We start from the raw sequence: 20,702 nt of genomic DNA, 5'->3' as shown, positions 1-20,702 counted from the left end.
CCTTCTCACAATATCAAATTAATTGCTGTGCTGAAGAGACAAACCGGCCAGCGATGAAGCCTCAATGCGATACGTTCCGGCGCCGATGGTTCCGCTGACTCTCCCGCCCTTTACTGTTAACGGGAAATCCGTTTCCGGCTTACCGAATGTTGCACTTGCCTCCACCTGCACATCCGCCTGCTCAGGCCAGGCCAGGCTGACATTACCTGCGGTATTGGACACGTCCCAGTGGCCGCCCACTTTTGAAGACTCAATATGAATATTGCCTGCTACGCTTTCTGCCTTAATGGACGAGTAAGCATCCTCAACAGACAGATTGCCGTTTACAGTCCGGATATCCAGCGGCCCTGTAACGTTTGTAGCATCAATGTTTCCGTTCACCACGGAGGCTGCTGCGCTTTTCCCGGCACCCGCTAGCGTAACTACCCCGTTGTCCGTATGGAGGGTCAGATCGCTCCCGCTCTCTTTTGCCGTAATATTGCCGTTATCCGCAGTTAATGTAATGAGCCCGCCCACCGTCACTTTTGACAAAAGCACGTTTCCATTAGTAAGCTCTGCCTGCAAACCGGCTTTAACAACCTTTGGCAGCGTAACCGTCAGATGAATGCTGATATTATAGCGGCTGCTGGCTGCTTCCCCGTAGGTCTTTATGCTGAGCTCCTTGCCTTCTTGTACCTTAATTCCGCATTTGGCTGCGATAGCTTCCGCTTCTGGACGGGATGCATGATCGACTACCACCTTTGTATGTACCTCTATCTGTGTCCCGCTGCCCTGCTTCAGTTCAATGGAACCGTTCACCCCGGTAATGGCAATCATCTTTGTGTCAGCGCCCGATTTGATGCGGGTAGTCCCTTTGTCAAAAGAATATCCCGACTCTGTCACCTCAACCGTAACCGGCGTCTTCACTTGTCCGGCCGGCTTCGCTTCAAAAACAGCCTCATCCAGCTGCCGGGCAAGCACCCCGCTTCCGAACCCAGAGCCTGCATACAGCAGCACAGCTGCCGCAAATCCCGCCGCTGTAACCTTCACGGATTTTTTCATAACCTTATTCCTCCCCATCCCTTGTGATTGTTCGGCTTAATGGTATACCACAAAGGATGAGAAAGGCTTTGCAGCCAGATTAGAGTTTGATTAGAAGGGCGGGACAAAGCTTTTTCCTGATATGTAATAACATACCACCCGAAAGTCAAATCCGTCTATTTCAGCACACACCCTATTCGCCGGTTCCTAAGTAATTGCCAAAAAGACCATCCGTAACCGGATGGCCTTTTCTATCTAACATCTCTTACCAGTTGTTCCCCGAACCTGTGACGGTGAAGCCGGCAGAAGCATTCATAAATTTACCCGATGGCGCACCAGTAACCGTATTGCTGTTGAACATCGAGCTGCCGGTTGCCGAGCCGTTGATATATACGCCGTAGGTTCCGGAATTCAGTATGCTATTGTTGGCATAAGTAACTGAAATATTCGGAGCCGGTTCTTCCACAAAAATCCCCGAGTACGTGCTGTCCTGGATCGTATTACCGCTTACATTAACCGCGAGGTTCTGCGCCTTGCCGCTGTTGTTCAGCCAGTAAGCCCAGATGGCCCCGATCTGATAGCCGTAGTCACGGTGAGCCGAGCCTGTACGCAGCAGCTTATTCCCCTGAATAGTCAGCGTACCGGTCATGGACGGAGGATTGAAATTGGTGCCAAAAGAGATCCCGCCGCCTGTCCGCACAGTGTCCGTAAGCAGGTTGCCGATTACCTTGTTGTCCTTGCCGCCGTAAATGGCGATGTTGTTGGCCAAGGTCGGAAGCTGCACCGTATTGTAGCTGAACGTGTTATTGGTATTGAGGAACGTGTCAGACCACATAGCCATGCCGTCGTCGCCGCTGTTCCGCACCGAGTTGTTCGTTACGGTAGAGTTTGATGTGCCCCGGTGCAGGTTGACGCCGTCCGCCCAGACATTGCGGATTCTGGAATTGGATGCGGTAACGTTATCCGTCTGATTGGTGAACCAGAAGCCTACTTTTACATGCTCGATCCACAAGTTGGTTATGAGCGAATTCGTACCGTTGCCCTCGACAGCGGTGAGCCCATTGTAATCGTCACGGATGATGTCGCTGCCGCTGATTTTGAAATCGGACAGGGTTACATTTCCGCCTCTCAGATAAAAGCCCGCATAATTGCCGGACAGGGTGGAGTGCCAGATGCCTGCCCCTTTTACGGATACCCCGCTGTCGAGGTACAGTCTTGTTCCGCTGCCGTCATAGCCGGCGCCTTTGTTACCATTGTTCAGATGAAAGGTTCCCGCCGGAATCCATACGCCCTTGTAGGTGCCGCCGGAGTTTTTGACAGCAGCAATTGCGTTGTTAAAAGCCACCGTATCATCTGCACCGTCGTTTGCCACAGCACCATATGAGGTAACAGCTACATAGTTGGACGGCATAGCGAGCGCAGCAGGAACGGCTTCTGTTTCAAGCAAATCTACCGTAACATAAGCGGTCGAGCCAAAATTCAGATTGGACGCATTCCGCTGCAGCTTGATGACCGTTCCGGCCGGATAGACTGTATCGAGCAGTACAGACACTTCATCGTACATATGTGCAGGTGTGGTCGAAGCCGCATTCGGATTGTTGGACCAGCGTACCTCTCCGCCCTCTGTCCCCCATTCCCCGTAGTTCCAGCTGTATTTGGAGGTGAGATTGATGTCTTTGAAAAGCGTTCCGCCCACGTACATGCTGACCGCCGACTCTATGCCCGTTCCGGACGCATTATCCGGGATCGCATAGCGGATTGTTATACCCTGTGCAGGCTTGGCGAGCGTAATCTGCACGTACTGGCCTGCTGCGGTCAGCTTGACCGCTTTTCTGCCCGAGGCTTCGGAAGCAAGCTCTCCGGCTGTAGTTGACGGACCGATGAGTGCGCCGGTGTAGGCGGCATTTTCAGCTTCGTAGGTGTCGTAAGGCATCATTGCTCCAAATGCTCCCGCCGATGGCGTAGGTGTTGGAACCGGCGTGGCTGTTGGTACTGGTGTTGCGGTCGGCACCGGTGTCGGTGTCGCTGTCGGTGCGGCCGTTGGGGCAGGTGTCGCCGTCGGTGCAGGGGTCGGGGTAACTGTGCCTGAGCCGTATACCTCAAGCTCTGCAGCCTGGCCCCCCGTTGCCCCGCTGTTTGCTGTGAAATTCACTCTGATATATCTGGCTGAAGCTGCTGTAAAGGTAATGGATACCGTGTTGTTCGCAGCCGGGTTAAAGGTATAAGTCTGGGAAGCGGCAAGCGTGCTGTAGGAGGTATTATTCGTGCTGCCCTGTACAGACAGGGTCTGCGTTCTTGTCCCCCAGGCGGACGGAAGCTTGAGCTGAACGGTATGAACCGTCTGCGTACTGCCCAGATCAACGGTCAGCGTGTTAGGGTAGCTGTTAGCTGCCCCCTCGTAGTAGCTGGATGCATTTCCGTCCACCGCATTAGCTGCGGGAAAACCGGAGACGGTGTTGTTTGCGGTAACGCTTTTGTTAAGAGCCAAATTGGCTCCCTGGGACAGATCCAGCGACAGATTGTCCAGATTAACGTTGCCGCTGTCTGCTGTATCAAACTTGTAGGTGATTGTGCTGCTGCCTGCACTCAGGGCAACCGTCTCTGAGGCAATGGCCCAGCTGCTCCAGCCGGCTGTGGCTGGAAGCGATATTTGCTTCAGCTTGGTGCCGTTCACGTACAGGCTTAAGGTTTTGGCGGAGCCCGTGCCGTTGGCGTATCTTAGAGCAGCCGTGTAGTTCCCTGCCGAGGAAGCGTTTACATTAAACTTCGCTGAAGCATTTCCTTTATTGCTGTCCGTGAACCCGCCCGCGAATCCGGTCCCGGTGTAGCCGGAATGGTCGGACGCGGACGCCGCCCCTCCGGACAGTACAGCCGACTCCGCTTCATACACTTGTGCTGCCGCCAGAACCCGTGGAGCTCCCGGAAACTGCAGCGCCACAAGCGCGATTACCAGAAGATAGATCAAAAATTTGCCGTTGCTTAACCTTTTTAACATTATACTTCCCTCCCGTGTGTAACAATCTGAGCGCTGCCTGCGGATCATAGAATATGAACGCGTATTGCGGAAGCACTTTTATATTAAAATGTTTTGGCGGCATTATCCGGACCTTTGGCGGTGGAATCCGGACGTTTGGGGACATTTGCCTCTCATTTCCCCCGTTTAGCCAAATGCGCCGGATTCAGAGGCATTTTTGCCTCTTCTTTCGCCCATTCAGCTAAATGTGCCGGATTCAGAGGCACTTTTGCCTCTCCTTTCGCCCATTTAGCCAAATGTGCCGAATTCAGAGGCATTTTTGCCTCTCCTTTCGCCCATTTAGCCATATGTGCCAGATTCAGAGGCATTTTTGCCTCTTATTTCGCCCATTTAGCCAAATGTGCCGGATTCAAGGGCACTTTTGCCTCTCCTTTCCCCCGTTTAGCCAAATGCGCCGGATTCAGAGGCACTTTTGCCTCTCATTTCGCCCATTCAGCCAAATGTGCCGGATTCAGAGGCATTTTTGCCTCTCCTTTCGCCCATTCAGCCAAATGTGCCGGATTCAAGGGCACTTTTGCCTCTCCTTTCGCCCGTTTAGCCAAATGCGCCGGATTCAGAGACACTTTTGCCTCTCCTTTCGCCCATTCAGCCAAATGTGCCGGATTCAGAGGCATTTTTGCCTCTCCTTTCGCCCATTTAGTCAAATGTGCCAGACTCAGAGGCATTTTTGCCTCTTATTTCGCCCTTTCAGCTAAATGCGCCGGATTCAGAGGCATTTTTGCCTCTCATTTCACCCATTCAGCTATATGCGCCGGATTCAGAGGCACTTTTGCCTCTTATTTCGCCCGTTTAGCCAAATGTGCCGGATTCAGAGGCACTTTTGCCTCTCATTTCCCCCAACTAGCCATATATGTGCCACTTCTCAGCTTTTCGGCCTGCTGAACACTACATTTTTCACACCAATTAATCAAAGATATAATGTAACATTAAAATACTAATGCACGCAGCCAAGCCTTATCGCGTAAAGCAAAAGCAAGCATCATTTAAGATCGGAGAACTCCACAAATGCCAAACATTCTAATCATAGAAGATCAGGAGGACCTCAATCTCCTGCTGGCGGAAGCTTTGCAAAGGGCCGGTTATACGGTTACTTCCGCATACAACGGCCCGGACGGGCTCAAGGCCATCCGCAGTAACCCTTATGATCTGCTCCTGCTGGACATTATGCTTCCTTTTCTGAACGGGGATGAGCTTCTGGCGGAAGCGCGGACCATCACCGACATCCCGGTCATCATCATCTCTGCCAAGGATCAGGTCAGCACCAAAATCGGTCTGCTGAAGCTCGGCGCGGATGATTATATTACTAAGCCGTTTGATCTGGGCGAGGTTGCCGCCAGGGTGGAATCCAGTCTGCGCCGCTCCGGTAAACAGTCTGCGGCTGCAGCGATAAGCCGTTATAAGGACTTGGTGCTGGACAGCGGCAGTAAGCGGGTAAACGCCGCAGGAGCTGTACTCGAGCTGACGGCCAAGGAGTATAGCATTCTCGAGCTGCTGATGACGAACCAAGGCAAGGTTTTTACCAAAGCCAATCTGTACGAATCACTCTGGGGGGATGAATACCTTGGGGATGACAACGCGGTAAAGACGCATATGAGTAACCTGCGCAGTAAGCTGAAGAAGGTGAACCCCGCACACGAGTACCTCGAAACCGTCTGGGGGCTGGGCTACCGGCTGAATAAAGAATAAGCAGGCCGGACCGCGTTATAATGAATATTCTTAACCTTTTCTTAACCACCGGGACTTATTCTGTTGTCAGGAAGGAGAGGTTAACTGATGAAATCCTATGTACTCAGAACACACAAGCTCACCAAACAATACGGCAACGCCTCCGCCGCACTGCACGAAGCCTCCATCTCAATGGAGTCCGGTAAAATCTACGGGCTGATCGGCCAGAACGGGGCCGGCAAAACGACCCTGATGCGCCTTGTAGCCGGGCTGTCTTATCCGACTGGGGGGATGCTTGAGCTGTTCGGGCATACAGGGGAACGCGCTCTTCAGGCAGAGCGGAAAAGACTGGGCTGTATGATCGAGCATCCCGGTTACGTTCCCCATATGAGCGCAAGGGATAATCTGCGGTTTTACCGGCTGATGCGCGGGATTCCCGGGCGGGACATTGAGGAGGAGCTGCTGGAGCTGACCGGACTATCCGGCACCGGCAAAAAGAAAGCCAGAGACTTTTCCCTTGGCATGAAGCAGCGTCTGGGCATTGCCATTGCCCTGCTTGGGAGTCCGGAGCTGCTGATTCTGGATGAGCCGATCAACGGGCTTGACCCGCTGGGCGTCGTCGAAATCCGCGAACTGCTGAAGCGGCTGTGCGGAGAGCAGCAGCTCACCATCCTGATCTCCAGCCATAATCTGCCCGAGTTGTACCAGACGGCGACTGATTATATTTTTCTGCATCAGGGCCGGATCAGAGAGAGCCTTACCCTGGAGCAGCTGGATGAAAACTGCAGGCAGTACCTCCGCATCGGCAGTGACCAGCCGGAGAAGGTTGCAGGCATTCTGGAGCTGCAGCTCCATACAACCCGGTATACGGTTATGCCGGACCGTTCCATCAAGCTGTATGATTATGTACAGGATAAGGAAAAGGTAAGCCGGGCGCTGCATGATAACGGTGTGCTTGTATCGGAATTTTCAGTCCAGGGCGATACGCTGGAGAACTACTTTTTGTCCCTGATTGGCGGTGATTCACATGCTTAACCTTATTCAGGCCGATCTGTTCAAGCTGCGCAAATCCGCGGCACTCAAGCTTCTCCTTGCCATAACAACAGTGTGTGCAGCGGTGATGGCGGTCTTTGCCCGCCTGATCCCGAACGGCAGTCTGGATGCCGGTGCCACCGGCCTTGGCTTCCTGTTCTCTGATGTAAATGTCATCAGCATTCTCGGCGGGGTTGCTGCCGGGCTGCTGGTTTGCGGTGATCTGGACAACAAAACAATCCATGATGCGGTTGCGAACGGGTATAGCCGGTTTACAGTGCTTGCCGGAAAAGCGGCTGTACTCAGCCTAATGGTTGTATTGCTGCTCCTCCCTTATGCCGTCATTACCTGGATTGCGCTGGGCACCGGTGCTGAATTCAGTATGGGCTCAGCGGCTCTCGGATTCCTGAATGTGCTGACGAGCGGCAGCAGCGCCGCAGGGGCTCCCAAAATGCTGACTGTTATACTGAGTCTGCTTATCGTATACGCAGCACAGCTGAGCATCTGTCTGCCTGTCGCTTTTTGGATTAAAAAGCCGGTTATTGTGGTCGCTATTGCTTACGGATTCTCGATGCTTACGGGACAATTAATGCAGTTAAGTACACGTCTTCCAGTGCTTAAGCGAGTGCTGGCTGTAACGCCGTATGGGGAAAATTATATTTTCATCACACCGGCTACGGCAGCAGGTGATATGCTTACTGCTATTCTGGTTAGTGCGGGCTTTGCTGCTGTAATGCTTGGACTATCGTATCTGGTGTTCCGCAGAACTGAGCTAAAATAGGATTACAAGGAAGGGTTGTGGGCTATTTGCTTCTTGCCGCCGGAATAACTGCCGTTATCTTAATAGCCGGGCTAGCCTGGCACAATCTGTTGATCCGGCGGCAGCTGCAGAGCATCAACCGGCAGCTGGACAAACGCCTGAGGGAGAATACCCGCCAGCCGCTCCGGCTTGCCCTGATGAACAAGGAGCTGACGCTGCTCGCGGGTCACATTAATAAATGCCTGAAGGCGGAGGAGATGCTCCGTCTTCAAGGCATTCAGGAGGAGCGGGAGCTCCGGGAGCTGATCGCGAACATCTCTCATGACCTGCGTACTCCGCTAACAGCGATCAGGGGATATCAGCAGCTGGTGATAGACGAGGGTCTAACCTCCGGACAGCAGAAAAAGCTGCAGACAGCGCAAAAGCATGCACAGGCGCTGGGGCAGCTGATCGATCATTTTTTTGAATACTCCTATCTGCTGCAGACTGAGCCTGAGCTGATCATACAGGAGATCAACCTGAGCAATGACACAGCTGAATGCCTTGCCGCTTCCGTCGCTGTACTTGAGGAGCGCCGGCTTGGAGTTGAGCTTGTGGAAGCAGCGCCGGTATTCGTGTGTGCAGATAAAGAACACCTGTCCAGAATCATACACAACCTGATCCGTAACGGAATTCAGCATGCAGACGGTATCCTTACGGTGAAAGTTATATTATCTGAGGACGGCAGCCGTGGCGTCCTGTCGTTCAGTAATCCGGTCAACAGTGCTTCTTCCGTGAATGCCGGACGGCTGTTCGAGCGTTTTTATACCGGTGATCAAGCCAGAAGCGGCGGCTCCGGACTGGGCTTGTCGATTGTCAGGCTGCTGGCGGAGCAGATGGGCGGAGCGGCCGGAGCAACCATCCAAAGCGGAATTCTCGAGATCCGCGTTGAGCTGCCGCTGGCCGTCAGAACCGGTACAGCTGTACGTGATTAATGCTATGAATACTGCTATTTAGGACTGCCCTTTCTCTGCAAGCTGCTCCTGGGCCAGGCGGATCATTTCCCTGACCATGGAGCCGCCGATTCTGCCGCCGATATGCCCGGCCTCTTCGGTTGTCAGGTTGCCGTTATTGCCGGACTGCAGCGGAATGCCAAGCTCCTTGGCTACCTCATATTTCACATCATCCGGGTGATTCGGATCCACCGCGTAACCTTCGCGCCTCATTACATCCGCTTTGAAGTTCTGCATGCCCTGCGCAACCCCCGGCACTGCATATTTCCGGCTTCTTCTTGCCATCCTGCTTCACTCTCCTAAGGTTATTTCCCCTAGTTTCTCCGGAGTGCGGTTATCTCATCCAGCCACAGCGCCGGCTGCAGCCGGCAATTCATGGTTCCCTGCAGAGCCGCAACGAGTAATCGTCGATCAGACTGCGCATGGCAAGCCTCGACACCCAGCCTTCCGGGATGCCGCTGAGCCCGTAATAAGCTCCGGCAATCTGGCCGTATACCGCTCCGGTCGTATCAGCATCATTGCCCAGATTAACGGCAAGCAGCGCTCCTTCAGCAAAGCTCTCTGAATGGTGAAATGCCCATAGCGCCGCCTCCAGTGATTCCACAACATATCCGCTGCCCTGAATTTCCGGCGGCTTCTTACGCTTGTAGGAGCCGCGCTTGATATCGAGGATGTGCGGGGTCAGTTCCTCCTCTTTAAGCCAGCCGGCCAAGGCTCCCGGAGCCAGCATTTCCTCCTTGCTCCAGCCGTGCAGGCCGGCCAGAATATAGGCGGCCATCAGGCGGCAGGCGCTGAGGCATTCCGCTGCTCCGTGGGTAGTCCTGGAGCTGAGCGCCGCATAGCGGATGGCCTCAGCCGGATCAGCCGCATAAAACAGCACAACAGGCGCAAGCCGCATGATCGAGCCGTTTCCGGCGGCCAGAGGATTGTCCGAGCCGCTGTAAGGCTCCCCGCCGGACTCATACCTCAGCAGCGCTGCCCGCGTAGCATTACCGATGTCGAAGCATTCCCCGGTGCTGCTCAGGTGGCCCTCGCGGAACCAATTCAGGTACCGCCTCATCTGGTCGGCGGGATCAAAGCCCTGCTGTTCCAGCAGGCTTTCCGCCAGACAGAGTGCCATGGACGTGTCATCCGTCCATTGTCCCGGCTGCAGCCCGAATACCCCGCCTCCGATCATATCCTCCATAAGCGCGAAGGTGCCGGGAGCCTTGAACTCCACCGTGGTTCCGAGCGCATCCCCAGCGGCCAGCCCGTGCAGGCATCCCCGATAGCGGTCTTTACTTAATGCCATAAACTCATCCTCCTTATGGTTGATGTAATAAAGCGGCTCTCAGAGCTATTAAACACATTCTCTGAGAGCCGCCGCAGGTATTATAAGAGCATGAAATTATTCTTCGCCCGGATACTTAAGCCCCCACTGGGCCCGGACCTGATCCAGCAGCTTCATAATGGCAACGGACTCATCCAGCGTCATAACAGGACTTTCGGTCAGGCCAGCCTGCAGACAGCGGCCTACCTCCTCGGCCTCAAAGCAATAGCCGTCCGAAGCACGCTCCTGCTCAAAGGACTCTGCCATCTTCCCGCCGATGTACAGCTCAGCTGCCCGCGGATTCACCAGCGTATCTTTGACAACAATATAGCCATCGGTTCCAAAGACATGCGCTTCCTCCGTCAGTTTGAGCCGGATTCCGCCGTTCAGCGAAGCGCTTTTACCGCCCTCGTAGGACAGCAGCAGCGAGAAGTGCTCATCCACTCCGGTCTCCCCGATATGTACAGTACTGGATACTGACTCCGGATGCGGCCCCAGGATCATGGAAGCGAAGGATACCGGATAGATGCCGACATCCAGCAGCGCGCCGCCGCCCAGTTCAGGATTAAGCAGTCTTCCCTGCGGATTCCAGTCTGAGCGGAAGCCGAGGTCAGCCTTGACCAGACGGACATCCCCGATCCGGCCTGCTGCGATCCATTCCCGCACCTTCACGATGGCCGGAATATAGCGGCTCCACATGGCTTCCATCAGGAACAGCTTGTGTTCACGGGCGTAAGCTACAACCTCTTCAAGCTCTGCACTGTTCACCGTAAACGGCTTCTCGCAGAGTACCGCCTTGCCGGCGCGCAGGGCCAGCAGCGCATTCTCTTTATGGAACGGATGCGGAGTCCCGATGTAGATGGCATCCACCTCCGGATCGCTGACAAGCTCCTCATAGGTAGCATAAGCCACCGGAATGCCATGGTTCCGGGCAAATTCATCCGCACTTTCCTGCGAGCGTGATCCGACGGCATAAGCGATACCATTAGTGGCATGAGCCAGGTCCGTTGCAAACTTATGGGCAATCCAGCCGGTGCTGAGAATCCCCCATTTTATCTTGTAAGCGTTATCGTTTGTCATTATTGTCCCCTCCTGCCGGATTCTTGTGATTCCTAATGATTCTATCAAACTGCAACTCATGTGTAAAAGATTGCCGCCGGCTCAGACCATAGCCAGCAGCGCAAATACGCCCAGTGCCGAGAACAAGACTGTTACCAGCAGTGTGGCTGCATTCCACAACCGGTGTATCAGCGCCAGATTCTCGATATAGCTGCGCAGAAACACCCGGCGAAGCAGCTGCTGCAGCAGACGGATAATTCCAAAGCCCAGCCAGCCGAGCAGACTGATAAGTATGACCTCATAGCTTCCCTTCAATACGAACCTGTCTGCTACGGCGCCGTCGTAATGCACCGGTACAAAATCGGGCATCCGCTTGTATAGATACAGATAGAGCAGTATTGGAATCGTGGCGGCAACGGCACTAAGCGAAAACGTCATTCTGTTCTTGAACATCCGGTTAATCCTCCGCATGCAGCAGAAAAACACGGTTATTAAACCCGCCCCGCTGTGCCGCCTTCCCTGCACGTATTTGCTCAAGCAGCCCGCTGTGTCCGCCATGAACCTCAGCAAGCGCCCGGATCACCTCCAGCAGATCAGACAACTCCTCCAGCGCATGCTTGTCCTGCTCAGCCGTGAAATATTCCTCCATCTCCTCGCGCAGCTTCTCCCTCAGTGCCTGTATGTATTCTCCGGTGTCCATTATCCTTGTAGCACATGTCTTACCCTGCGAAGCAATCAGCGCCGGAATACCGTCTCTGACAAGCTTGTTGTATTCAGTCACAATCGATCATCCGCCTTTCAGCTGTTCTTTTTGTCCCTTATCAGCCGCTCCACAAAGGGCAGATCCGCCGGGGCAAAGTCATATTCCGCCAGCTCATGCCTCTCCACCCAGCGGCAGGCATCATGGTCGCTCATCCGGAGCTCACCGCCGGTATATTCCGCTTTCCAGGCGATCAGCCTGATTCTCAGGCTGCCGTAATCATGCTCATGGCTGCCAAAAGCCTCATAAGGCCGGATGCTGATATTCAGCTCCTCCATCAGCTCCCTGCGCAGACACTGCCGGGCATCCTCACCCTCCTCCAGCTTGCCGCCGGGAAACTCCCATAGTCCGGCCTGCGCTTTGCCCGGCTTCCGCCGGGCGATCAGCAGCTTTCCCTCTTCATTATGGATAATCGCCGCAGCCACTTCAATCATCATTTTTCGCTCCTTTTATCCCGTTACCCGGCATTGATGGAATATGCCATATAGTGGTTTATTATGGTAAAATATGATCTATATACCGTTTCGATGGTTCATAGATTGATAGAGCAGATACTTCTGCGGGGAGGCTAAATGTGAAAGACATATTCAAGCCCAATGTTATGAAGGATGAACCCAAACCGAACCAGTCACTCAGTCTGCGCATCAATATCTTTTTCTTCAGCACGTTTATTATATTCTGCATTATTATTGTCCGTCTGGCTATTCTTCAATTTGTCGAAGGCCCCACCCTTTCTGAGGCAGAGGCCAGCCGCGATACCAAAAATGTGCCGCTTGCCTCCATCCGCGGGACCATTTTCGCAAAAGGCGGAGAGCAGCTGGCTTATTCGACTCCGGTGCAGACGCTCTATTTTTCCCTGACGGCCGAATACGCCCAGACCGCTACTGACAAAGCCACCGGCATTACCGCACGGACTCCCGAGGCCGTTGCCAAAGCGGATTTGCTGGCTGCCGGGCTGGCTGCTGATTTTGCCAAATACGGCGCTAAGGTGCCTGAGGATCAGGTGCTGACCAAAGCGGCTATCCTCAAAGCGATGGACCTTGATTCCAAGGTGTATTCAGGCTTCATGCTGCGGCCGGTCAAACGCGGTCTCACTAAAGAGGAAATTGCTTATTTTATGGAACACAAAGACAAGTATCCGAACCTCACAGTCAGCGAGGAGGACGAACGCCATTATGACCCGGACACGGTAGCTGTGCAGACAGTCGGCTATATCAAAACCTTCAAGAAATCGAACAGTCTGGATATTTACAAGAACATTCTTGCCGCCATGAAAAAAGATGGTGACCCCGGCCTCTCCTACCGTGATGATGAATTTGTCGGCTTCGACGGGCTTGAGCTGCAGTATCAGCGCGAGCTGCGCGGGCGTAACGGCTACATCTCCGTTGGGGTGAACGCCAAGAACATGGCTGAAGGGATCGAGGCAACCGTTCCTCCCGTGAAAGGCAATGATCTGTGGACTACCATCGACAAGAACATTCAGCTCAAAACCGAGCAGGCTATTCTCGATCAGATCAAGTGGGTTCACAGTAATCCTGTGCAGGGAAAAGTTCACCGTGACGCCAAAACCGGCTATGCGGTGGCAATGGAGGTCGATACGGGTAACGTTGTAGCGATGGCAAGTATGGAGGATTATGATACCAACCTGTGGACTACAGGCACGATGCCTGCTGACGTGTGGAACGAGCTGATGCTGAATTATCAGAACGGTGCAGTGACTCCGATTTCCTCAGGCCGTTCAGGTCATAATTTTGACTCGGCGGTATTGCTCGGTTCGGTAATCAAGCCGCTGACCGTACTAATCGGGCTGAATGAAGGCTTCATCACAACCGGTACGAGCTATACCGACAAAGGGAGCACCACCTTCGGGCGGGCCGGTTATGAAACTACGGTCCGCAATTCCGGCGGCCATGCCTACGGGTACTTTAAATCTCCGGCTGTAGCCATCGAGAAATCCTCCAACGTCTTTATGATTGATATGGTCGGCAAAAAACTCTACGAGAAGTATGGCTCCAAGGGCGTCGATGTATGGGATAAGTATATGAAGGAGTTCGGGCTTGGCGAGCCGCCGGAGAGCGGATTACCGAAGGAGCATAAGGGCGTAATTAACTATTTCAAAGAAGCGGAGAACGGGAGTCCCCAGTCTGCACTGGTCTATGCCTCCTTCGGACAGCAGGGACGGTATACCGTGCTGCAGCTTGCCCAGTATGCTTCCACACTGGCTAACCGGGGTGTACGGATTAAACCGCAGCTGGTCAGCAAAATCACCGATCCGGCCGGCAACACCGTCAAAGCCTTCGGCCGCGAGGTGCTGAGCGAGGTTACTTTTAACAATGCTTACTGGAACGAAATCATCAAGGGCATGAACACGAGCGTTACTGCGTTTGAGGATTTCCCGTATGACTTTGCCCGCAAGACCGGTACGTCCCAGCAGGAATATTATGAAAATAAAAGCAGCCACCTGGCCGATAACGGCGTATTCATCGCCTTTGCCCCGCGCGACAAGCCCAAGCTCGCGGTCGCTGTAGTTATCCCTGAAGGGGGCTTCGGCTCCAACAGTGCTGCTCCGGTAGCCCGCAAAATTTTTGACGCCTATGACTGGGAATACGGCCTGGACGGTATACCCAAGAAGAGCCTTCCGCAGGCGGAGAGCACGGCGGAAGGTGCAGCGGCAGACGGAGCTGGAACGGATCAGGAGCAGGGAGATTAGCTGTACTGGCTATTATAATGATCTGTTATCCAGCAGATTCTCAAGAGTTTGCCGTGATTCTCCGGGAAGGACTCCACGCTTACAATTTATTAATTCACAGGCACATCATACAAAAACCAGCCCGTTCCTGAAGCGGAACGGGCTGGTTTTTCATGCGTTATTTTATAAAAATAGTGTTCATTTATATTAAACGTTACTTGTTCAGCACAAGCTCCAGACGCACCTCAAGGTCATTCTCTGTTTCCATTACGATGTTATGCGGACTGGTCAGGCCGAAGTCGGCAAAGGTAACCGTTGTTGTTCCTGACAGCATAAGCTGTCCTCCGCTGTATACCACCTGCGAATCAAAAACAACGTCCTTGTCAATTCCCTTAACGGTCAGTGTTCCCTGCATCTGCACAGGCACCGCTGTACCTTCCGTCCATTCGGCCGGCAGCTCGGAGAAGGAGCTTACGACGAAGGTTGATTGCGGGAATTGGGCTGCATCCAGGAAATCAGCAGCTTTTACATGCTCGTCCCGTTGTCCGTTTCCGGAATCCAGCGCACTCATCTCAATTGCACCTTCACCGGTCATTGCCGCTGCATCATCCAGATTAACATTCCATGTCCCTGTAACCGACGGATTCACAAAATTCACTGTTTCCTGGGAGGTTGTAACCGACCAGTATACCTTCGATGTATCCGCTACGCTCCATGCACCGTTCAATTGCTCTGCGGTAACCGCAGTGCCTGCTGTCTCTGACGTATTTGCACCAGCTGTACCCGAGTTAGCGGATGTCTGTTCCTGCGCAGGGATAACCGACTCGATCTCCACGTTATTGCCCAAGCTGTTGTTCAAAAGTACAAAGCCTGTGATTGCTCCTGCGGCAACGACACCTGCGGCTGCCCATATCCATGTTTTCTTCATTATTATTTCCTCCATCCATGTATTTTCTCTATGCCTTGTCCGGCTTGAACCCATTCTAGCAAAGCAATATGTCGGGAATAAGTCGAAGCACCCTGCGGTGGAATGTGGTAAAATGGTCGTGATTTTAAGTACTTCGGATTGATCAGTCCGCAAAAGGAGGGCTATGACATGAAATCCATTCTGATTGTTGAAGATGAAGAAGCCATTGCCCGCGTGCTCAGCGCCTACCTGAAAAAAGCGGGCTACCACGTCACCCGTGCCGCCGACGGGCGGACGGCACTCGAAGTGTTCGGGGGATCGCCTCCTTCCCTTATATTGCTAGACATTATGCTGCCGGAAATGGACGGCTTCGAGCTGCTGGGCCAGATCCGCAAAATCAGCAGCTGCCCGGTCATCATGCTGACTGCCCGGGACGGCATCAAGGACCGGCTGGCCGGGCTTGACGGCGGTGCGGACGACTATATGTCCAAGCCGTTTATTCCCGAGGAGGTCGTCGCCCGTGTAAATGCGGTGCTGCGCCGCCCTTCCCAGTGGTCTGACGGCAGCGGCAAGCGCCATTTCGGCAGCCTGTTCGTTGACTTCAGCGCACGCAGCATCTTCCTGAACGGGGCAGAGGTCAATCTCAGCCCGCGCGACATGTCCGTGCTGCTGTTTCTGGCTGAACGGCCAAACCAGATCTGCACCCGGGACCAGCTGATTGAGCAGGTGTGGGAGATGGACTATGACGGCAGTGACCGCGCTGTTGACCTGTCGATCAAACGGCTGCGGCAGGCACTCTCGCACTGGCCTGCTTCAGAAGGGGAAATCCGCACCCTGCGCGGGACGGGGTATCAGCTATGGACCGAATAACAAAACCGCGGAAACGCACCTCCATTCTCACCTACTGGACGCTCCGCTACATCATCATTATCAGCACCGGGCTGCTGCTGACGGCGCTATTGACCTTCTGGTGGATTCAGCAGGAAGCGATGAACAACCGGATGCAGACGACCGGCCTGCTGGCCCAGGAAATTGCCGACCGCAGCGTCAGCAGCGACGGGACGATGCAGATCAGCCCGACGCTGGCCAAGCTGGTCGAAGACCGGAAGCGGTTCTTCAAGGTATCACTGGAAATGTGCGTCATTGTTACGGACCCGGCGGGCAAGCTGCTGTTCTCCGATCCGCCGCTGACCCAGGAAGAGATGCATTACAAGCTTAACGACACCTTGACGGATGCCCGCAGTCCGGAATTCAAGGCCGCAGTTGCCCAGATCCGGGAAGGCAGCGAGACACTGGGGCAGGTTATCGTGCTTCAGTCCAAACGCTCGCTGCGGCATATTCCGCAGGAGGAGATTATTTTCTTCTCCATCATTGTTCTGTTCCTGATTATTCTCAGCTGGCTGACCATCTATCTGTTATCCGGCAAGCTGGCCAAACCGATTCAGCGGGTAGCAGCAGCCGCTTCGCAGATCAGCAACGGTGAATATAACATCATTCTGGATACAGGAGCCAAAGAGCGGGAGATTCATGAGCTGCTTGTCTCCTTCCAGGAGATGTCCGGCAAGCTGCAGCAGTTCGAGCAGTCCCGGGCGGTCATGCTGGCCGGAGTATCCCATGAGCTGAAGACGCCGGTCACCTCCATCAAGGGATTGGTCCACGCCGTGCGGGAGGGTGTCGTTGAGGGTGACGAGGCAGATGAGTTCCTCGACATCGCCCTGCTGGAGGCGGGCCGGCTGCAGCGCATGGTCGCCGATCTGCTGGATTACAACGCCCTGACCGCCGGCATCGTTGCTGTCCGTCATGACAGGATAGACGCAGTTCCGCTCCTGTCGGAAATCATCTACCAGTGGAGGCTGACACAGGCCGAAGAGGTGATTGAGCCGGTGCTTGAGCTGCCGGAGAAGCCGCTGTATGTGCGGGGTGATCCGCTGCGCATCCAGCAGATTATTGTCAATCTGCTGAACAACAGCGTGCAGGCCGCACCAGCGGGAGAGCCGCTGCAGCTGACGGTTAAGCTCAGCATGGTTCCACGGGGATATGCGGAGATTTGCATCACTGATGACGGACCAGGTATAGCCCCGGATATCAGGGACAGGGTCTTCGAGGCCTTCTTCCGCAGCAGCAGCAAGCAGAGCCAGCTGCGCGGCCTGGGGCTTGGCCTGACCTTTAGCCGCCTGCTGGCCGAGGCAATGGGCGGCACCCTCATGCTCGGCGAACCTCCGGCTGAAGGCTGTACGTTTGTGCTCACGCTGCCGCTTCAGCCCTAGCGCCCGTGCAGGCGCGGAAGCAATGGCACCGCGCGGGCGAACCAGTAGTACCGCAGCCTGCGCACATGGTATAATCACTTGCACGGGCTTTACATTAAGATGAACCGTGAACCGGAGGCTGTCTATGCTTACTTTTGAACAGAAATTAGCGATCTTTGATTCATACCCTGAGCTTGAGCGCAGAAATGTCTCGCTCGGCCGGGTGAACTACCATTTCGAGGGAAGCCGGCATGAGAAGAAGACCGTCGCCTCCCATCTGCATCCGAACGGCAACGGCTTTGTCTATGCCGGGCTGCTGCGGGGCTACGAGACGGACGGCAAAGGGCTGGTGAATATCCGTGAATATTCCGAAGCCGAGCTGCGCGAGCTCATCGAGGCTTCCATCGCCTCCCTGTCCATGTATATTCCGGAGGCTCCTGCAACAAGCAAACGCAAGAAAAAAGCGGCGGCAGCTGCTGACGCGGAGTCCCTTTGGGTTAACGCTGACGGCAACACGCTGAGCCTCAGATTTGAAGAGGATCTGTGGTACCTCTACGCCGGTCTGCAGCTGGAGATGGCTTTTGAAACCATTGAAGAAGCTGAAGAATATCTGGCGGAAGAGGGCTTCCGCCCGGCAGGGAACTAAAAACTCCGCTGTGAGGCATCAAAAAACCTGTACGCTGCAGCGGATGCTGCGGGGTACAGGTTTTTTTGGTTGTTACTCAACGTCTACCGCTTGCCCGGATTGCATATTCAACGGGGCGAAATTTGTATCGTCTTTTTCGGCAGCATGCCTGTCCTCCCCGCTTATTCCGCAGCCTTCAGCACTTCCTCAGGAACTACTATTTCCTTAACGGTGTTATACTGGCTCATGGCAGCCTCCTGCTTCACTTCCCTGTATGTTCCTTCCCCGTCCAGCATTTCTTTGATTACCAGCTCTTCGGTTGTTCCCGTCGGCCAGTACGTCTGCTTATCTACGCGGTATTCAAGGCTCATGCTCTTGAGCAGCTCAAGCTGTTGAAGAGCCAGTTCTTCACTACTGTACTGAAGCTTGTAAAAGTCCTCCAGATCCTTCGTCTGGTCACCGGACAGCTGTGCGCTCAGGATATATTCCTCCCCTGTCTCCGATACGGTCACGTAAGGCAGAATCGTCTTGAGCATCTCCATCCGCCGTACAGGACTGGACTGTACCTGCACCGTTAGCTTCAAATCTTCCAGAAAAGAGTCAGGCATCTTCCGCCACAAGCCCTCCAAAAACATATAATAGCCGTCATCCGTAAAATACGACTCCGTATCCGCAGGTTCCTTATCTCCTATGATCATCGAGCCGGCCTGATGCATCTGCAGCGGGTCGAGAATATACTCAGACGTTGTTGTTGTCTCCGAGGTATACTCGGCAGCCTTAGTGTCCGGTGATATGCCGGTTGATATCCGGGAATGCGACTCCTGTACATAGCTGTTCAGCGAACCGCCCGCTTCAGCGATTCTGTCTATCAGCTTCTCCGCTTCCTTCTCCTGCTTCTCTGACGGACCGCCATCCGCACAGCCAGCCAGGCTAACCGCGATCAATGCAGCCAGCATACCTTTTACCCACTTCTTCACAATGTAATCCTCCCGTATAAACTTTATATGGGATTATACACCAAAATTAGGCTGTCTGCCGTTACAAAACTGCAATTCACTCTATCTACACGCTGCAATCTATGGTTAGATGAATGGAAGACCAACCAATCCAAAGAGAGAAAGAAGCGTGGACCCGCATGAGTTTTGAAATTGTAGAGGCTACCATTCCCGAAATTCAAACCGCACTTGCCGCCGGAGAAATCACTTCACGACAGCTGGTTCTCATGTATTACGAGCGCATTGCCGAGCATGACAAAAACGGCCTGACGATCAACTCTGTGCTGGAGATCAATCCGGATGCGCTGTTCATCGCCGAAGCTTTGGATCGGGAACGTACACTGCAGGGACCACGGGGCCCGATGCACGGGATTCCGGTCTTGCTCAAAGACAACATCAATACGGGGGATAAAATGCATACCAGCGCCGGATCGCTGGCGCTTGCGGATTCTTTTGCCGGCGAGGATGCCTTCATTGTACAGAAGCTGCGCGAAGCCGGAGCTGTTATTATGGGCAAAGCCAACATGACGGAGTTCGCCAATTTCATGACGAACGGAATGCCCTCAGGCTACAGCTCGCGCGGCGGACAGGTGCTGAATCCCTATAATATCTCCACACCGACCGGCGGCTCCAGCGCCGGATCCGCCGTCGCCGTTGCCTGCAATTTCTGCACGGTGTCAGTGGGCACTGAAACATCGGGGTCGATCCTTAATCCCGGCAATCTCGGCTCGATCGTAGGCATCAAGCCGACCGTCGGACTGCTCAGCCGTTCCGGCATTCTGCCGCTGTCGAACACACAGGATACGGCCGGCCCGATGGGCAGAACCGTCCGCGACGCCGTTCTGCTGCTGAACGCCATGCTCGGCCGGGATGACAGCGATGCTGCTATGGGGACAAGCACCGGCAGGGTGCATGAGGACTATACCGCTTTTCTTGACCCGGACGGGCTGCAGGGGGCGCGGATCGGGATTCCGCGGGATTATTATTTTGAAGAGCTGACGGAAGAACAGCTGGCGCTCTTCAACGCTTCTGTAGCGAAGATGCGCGAGCTTGGGGCAATCATTATTGACCCAGCTGATATCCGCACCGCGCGCGAGATTAAATATTCCTCTGTGGTATTGAATGAATTCAAAACCTCTCTGAATGCCTATCTGGCCAAGCTTGGAGCCGGCGCAAAAATACGGACGCTGAAGGATATTATCGACTTCAACCATGCCCATCCGCAGGAGACGCTGCGCTATGGACAATCAACCCTGATTGATGCCGAGTACACTTCCTCGGGTACGATGACCGAGCCAAATTATCTGCGCGACCGGGCCACCGATCTGCGGCTCTGCAAAGAGCTGGGGATCGACGCAACCATGAAAGAGCACCAGCTGGATGCACTGCTGTTCCCGGCCGATTTTGGCGCAAGAATTACTTCAAGATCAGGCTACCCGTCCATCGTTGTTCCTTCCGGCTACACCTCGGCCGGCGCCCCGTTCGGGGTAACGTTCTCGGCGCAGGCCTATCAGGAGCCGCTGCTGATCAAGCTGGCCTATGCCTATGAGCAGCATTATAAGGTTCGTAAAGCCCCTTCACTGCGCAGCTTCATTTAAGCCGCCAGCCA

Annotated in this window: 21 protein-coding genes; 9 read left to right on the top strand and 12 right to left on the bottom strand. The window is 54.2% G+C overall.

The window, feature by feature from the left end:
• Positions 1-18 precede the first annotated feature (18 nt).
• The 4 genes from AC4G46_RS04660 to AC4G46_RS04645 all read right to left on the bottom strand — a co-directional run bounded on the left by AC4G46_RS04660 (position 19) and on the right by AC4G46_RS04645 (position 4,698).
• A complete protein-coding gene (locus AC4G46_RS04660) occupies positions 19-1,041 on the bottom strand; it encodes a DUF4097 family beta strand repeat-containing protein (RefSeq protein ID WP_491126896.1) in 1,023 nt (340 codons plus the stop codon).
• A gap of 244 nt (positions 1,042-1,285) precedes the next feature.
• Positions 1,286-4,015, bottom strand: a complete 2,730-nt coding sequence (locus tag AC4G46_RS04655; RefSeq protein ID WP_491126895.1) for a galactose-binding domain-containing protein — start codon at positions 4,013-4,015, stop codon at positions 1,286-1,288.
• Positions 4,016-4,167: 152 nt separating this feature from the next.
• The gene (locus tag AC4G46_RS04650) at positions 4,168-4,341 is read right to left on the bottom strand and encodes a hypothetical protein (RefSeq protein ID WP_491126894.1); all 174 of its coding nucleotides are present in this window, start codon (positions 4,339-4,341) and stop codon (positions 4,168-4,170) included.
• A gap of 132 nt (positions 4,342-4,473) precedes the next feature.
• Positions 4,474-4,698 (bottom strand): hypothetical protein, encoded by a 225-nt coding sequence (locus AC4G46_RS04645; RefSeq protein WP_491126893.1) that lies wholly within the window; start codon positions 4,696-4,698, stop codon positions 4,474-4,476.
• A 361-nt stretch (positions 4,699-5,059) separates the two neighbouring features.
• On the opposite strand from AC4G46_RS04645, the gene AC4G46_RS04640 reads away from it, so the two are divergent.
• From AC4G46_RS04640 to AC4G46_RS04625, 4 genes are all read left to right on the top strand, one after another.
• Positions 5,060-5,740, top strand: coding sequence for a response regulator transcription factor (locus tag AC4G46_RS04640; RefSeq protein WP_491126892.1), 681 nt, complete (start codon positions 5,060-5,062; stop codon positions 5,738-5,740).
• Positions 5,741-5,827: 87 nt separating this feature from the next.
• Positions 5,828-6,754 (top strand): ABC transporter ATP-binding protein, encoded by a 927-nt coding sequence (locus tag AC4G46_RS04635; protein WP_491126891.1) that lies wholly within the window; start codon positions 5,828-5,830, stop codon positions 6,752-6,754.
• Positions 6,747-7,532: an ABC transporter permease gene (locus tag AC4G46_RS04630; RefSeq protein WP_491126890.1), complete on the top strand. Its 786-nt coding sequence runs from the start codon at positions 6,747-6,749 to the stop codon at positions 7,530-7,532. Before AC4G46_RS04635 ends, AC4G46_RS04630 begins: the two co-directional genes overlap by 8 nt.
• A 17-nt stretch (positions 7,533-7,549) precedes the next feature.
• Positions 7,550-8,485, top strand: a complete 936-nt coding sequence (locus tag AC4G46_RS04625; RefSeq protein ID WP_491126889.1) for a sensor histidine kinase — start codon at positions 7,550-7,552, stop codon at positions 8,483-8,485.
• 18 nt (positions 8,486-8,503) lie between these two features.
• On the opposite strand, the gene AC4G46_RS04620 is transcribed toward AC4G46_RS04625, so the two are convergent.
• The 6 genes from AC4G46_RS04620 to mutT all read right to left on the bottom strand — a co-directional run bounded on the left by AC4G46_RS04620 (position 8,504) and on the right by mutT (position 12,068).
• Complete coding sequence (locus tag AC4G46_RS04620) at positions 8,504-8,788, bottom strand: alpha/beta-type small acid-soluble spore protein (protein WP_491126888.1); 285 nt, start codon at positions 8,786-8,788, stop codon at positions 8,504-8,506.
• Between the two features lie 88 nt (positions 8,789-8,876).
• Positions 8,877-9,794 (bottom strand): ADP-ribosylglycohydrolase family protein, encoded by a 918-nt coding sequence (locus AC4G46_RS04615; RefSeq protein WP_491126887.1) that lies wholly within the window; start codon positions 9,792-9,794, stop codon positions 8,877-8,879.
• A gap of 96 nt (positions 9,795-9,890) precedes the next feature.
• Complete coding sequence (locus AC4G46_RS04610) at positions 9,891-10,892, bottom strand: Gfo/Idh/MocA family protein (RefSeq protein WP_491126886.1); 1,002 nt, start codon at positions 10,890-10,892, stop codon at positions 9,891-9,893.
• A gap of 81 nt (positions 10,893-10,973) precedes the next feature.
• Positions 10,974-11,324, bottom strand: a complete 351-nt coding sequence (locus tag AC4G46_RS04605; protein ID WP_491126885.1) for a DUF1648 domain-containing protein — start codon at positions 11,322-11,324, stop codon at positions 10,974-10,976.
• Between the two features lie 4 nt (positions 11,325-11,328).
• Positions 11,329-11,652, bottom strand: a complete 324-nt coding sequence (locus tag AC4G46_RS04600; protein ID WP_491126884.1) for a nucleoside triphosphate pyrophosphohydrolase — start codon at positions 11,650-11,652, stop codon at positions 11,329-11,331.
• A gap of 17 nt (positions 11,653-11,669) precedes the next feature.
• On the bottom strand, positions 11,670-12,068 hold the full coding sequence (gene mutT, locus AC4G46_RS04595) for an 8-oxo-dGTP diphosphatase MutT (protein ID WP_491126883.1): 399 nt from the start codon (positions 12,066-12,068) through the stop codon (positions 11,670-11,672).
• Positions 12,069-12,232: 164 nt separating this feature from the next.
• Here mutT and AC4G46_RS04590 point away from each other — a divergent pair, with 164 nt between their 5' ends.
• Complete coding sequence (locus AC4G46_RS04590) at positions 12,233-14,341, top strand: peptidoglycan D,D-transpeptidase FtsI family protein (RefSeq protein WP_491128789.1); 2,109 nt, start codon at positions 12,233-12,235, stop codon at positions 14,339-14,341.
• Positions 14,342-14,534: 193 nt separating this feature from the next.
• Here AC4G46_RS04590 and AC4G46_RS04585 read toward each other — a convergent pair whose 3' ends face one another.
• A complete protein-coding gene (locus AC4G46_RS04585) occupies positions 14,535-15,248 on the bottom strand; it encodes a YceI family protein (protein WP_491126882.1) in 714 nt (237 codons plus the stop codon).
• A gap of 168 nt (positions 15,249-15,416) precedes the next feature.
• Between AC4G46_RS04585 and AC4G46_RS04580 the strand changes: the two genes are divergently transcribed.
• The 3 genes from AC4G46_RS04580 to AC4G46_RS04570 all read left to right on the top strand — a co-directional run bounded on the left by AC4G46_RS04580 (position 15,417) and on the right by AC4G46_RS04570 (position 18,119).
• A complete protein-coding gene (locus AC4G46_RS04580) occupies positions 15,417-16,097 on the top strand; it encodes a response regulator transcription factor (protein WP_491126881.1) in 681 nt (226 codons plus the stop codon).
• Positions 16,085-17,494 (top strand): sensor histidine kinase, encoded by a 1,410-nt coding sequence (locus AC4G46_RS04575; RefSeq protein WP_491126880.1) that lies wholly within the window; start codon positions 16,085-16,087, stop codon positions 17,492-17,494. Before AC4G46_RS04580 ends, AC4G46_RS04575 begins: the two co-directional genes overlap by 13 nt.
• Before the next feature lie 124 nt (positions 17,495-17,618).
• Positions 17,619-18,119, top strand: a complete 501-nt coding sequence (locus AC4G46_RS04570) for a hypothetical protein (protein WP_491126879.1) — start codon at positions 17,619-17,621, stop codon at positions 18,117-18,119.
• Between the two features lie 161 nt (positions 18,120-18,280).
• Here the strand turns inward: AC4G46_RS04570 and AC4G46_RS04565 are convergent, their stop codons facing one another.
• Positions 18,281-19,075 (bottom strand): DUF6612 family protein, encoded by a 795-nt coding sequence (locus AC4G46_RS04565; protein ID WP_491126878.1) that lies wholly within the window; start codon positions 19,073-19,075, stop codon positions 18,281-18,283.
• Between the two features lie 113 nt (positions 19,076-19,188).
• On the opposite strand from AC4G46_RS04565, the gene AC4G46_RS04560 reads away from it, so the two are divergent.
• Positions 19,189-20,691, top strand: a complete 1,503-nt coding sequence (locus AC4G46_RS04560; protein WP_491126877.1) for an amidase family protein — start codon at positions 19,189-19,191, stop codon at positions 20,689-20,691.
• Positions 20,692-20,702: the final 11 nt, after the last annotated feature.

This window comes from Paenibacillus sp. fava2 (assembly GCF_058313675.1).
Note: the sequence above shows the minus strand (reverse complement) of the source record. Positions and strands in the feature narration are given on the sequence as shown.

Coding starts and splice junctions, on each gene's coding strand:
- AC4G46_RS04660 (WP_491126896.1), bottom strand. CDS start 1,041: ATGAAAAAATCCGTGAAGGTTACAGCGGCGGGATTTGCGGCAGCTGTG.
- AC4G46_RS04655 (WP_491126895.1), bottom strand. CDS start 4,015: ATGTTAAAAAGGTTAAGCAACGGCAAATTTTTGATCTATCTTCTGGTA.
- AC4G46_RS04650 (WP_491126894.1), bottom strand. CDS start 4,341: ATGGCTAAATGGGCGAAAGGAGAGGCAAAAATGCCTCTGAATTCGGCA.
- AC4G46_RS04640 (WP_491126892.1), top strand. CDS start 5,060: ATGCCAAACATTCTAATCATAGAAGATCAGGAGGACCTCAATCTCCTG.
- AC4G46_RS04635 (WP_491126891.1), top strand. CDS start 5,828: ATGAAATCCTATGTACTCAGAACACACAAGCTCACCAAACAATACGGC.
- AC4G46_RS04630 (WP_491126890.1), top strand. CDS start 6,747: ATGCTTAACCTTATTCAGGCCGATCTGTTCAAGCTGCGCAAATCCGCG.
- AC4G46_RS04620 (WP_491126888.1), bottom strand. CDS start 8,788: ATGGCAAGAAGAAGCCGGAAATATGCAGTGCCGGGGGTTGCGCAGGGC.
- AC4G46_RS04615 (WP_491126887.1), bottom strand. CDS start 9,794: ATGGCATTAAGTAAAGACCGCTATCGGGGATGCCTGCACGGGCTGGCC.
- AC4G46_RS04610 (WP_491126886.1), bottom strand. CDS start 10,892: ATGACAAACGATAACGCTTACAAGATAAAATGGGGGATTCTCAGCACC.
- AC4G46_RS04605 (WP_491126885.1), bottom strand. CDS start 11,324: ATGTTCAAGAACAGAATGACGTTTTCGCTTAGTGCCGTTGCCGCCACG.
- mutT (WP_491126883.1), bottom strand. CDS start 12,068: ATGATGATTGAAGTGGCTGCGGCGATTATCCATAATGAAGAGGGAAAG.
- AC4G46_RS04590 (WP_491128789.1), top strand. CDS start 12,233: ATGAAGGATGAACCCAAACCGAACCAGTCACTCAGTCTGCGCATCAAT.
- AC4G46_RS04585 (WP_491126882.1), bottom strand. CDS start 15,248: ATGAAGAAAACATGGATATGGGCAGCCGCAGGTGTCGTTGCCGCAGGA.
- AC4G46_RS04580 (WP_491126881.1), top strand. CDS start 15,417: ATGAAATCCATTCTGATTGTTGAAGATGAAGAAGCCATTGCCCGCGTG.
- AC4G46_RS04575 (WP_491126880.1), top strand. CDS start 16,085: ATGGACCGAATAACAAAACCGCGGAAACGCACCTCCATTCTCACCTAC.
- AC4G46_RS04570 (WP_491126879.1), top strand. CDS start 17,619: ATGCTTACTTTTGAACAGAAATTAGCGATCTTTGATTCATACCCTGAG.
- AC4G46_RS04560 (WP_491126877.1), top strand. CDS start 19,189: ATGGAAGACCAACCAATCCAAAGAGAGAAAGAAGCGTGGACCCGCATG.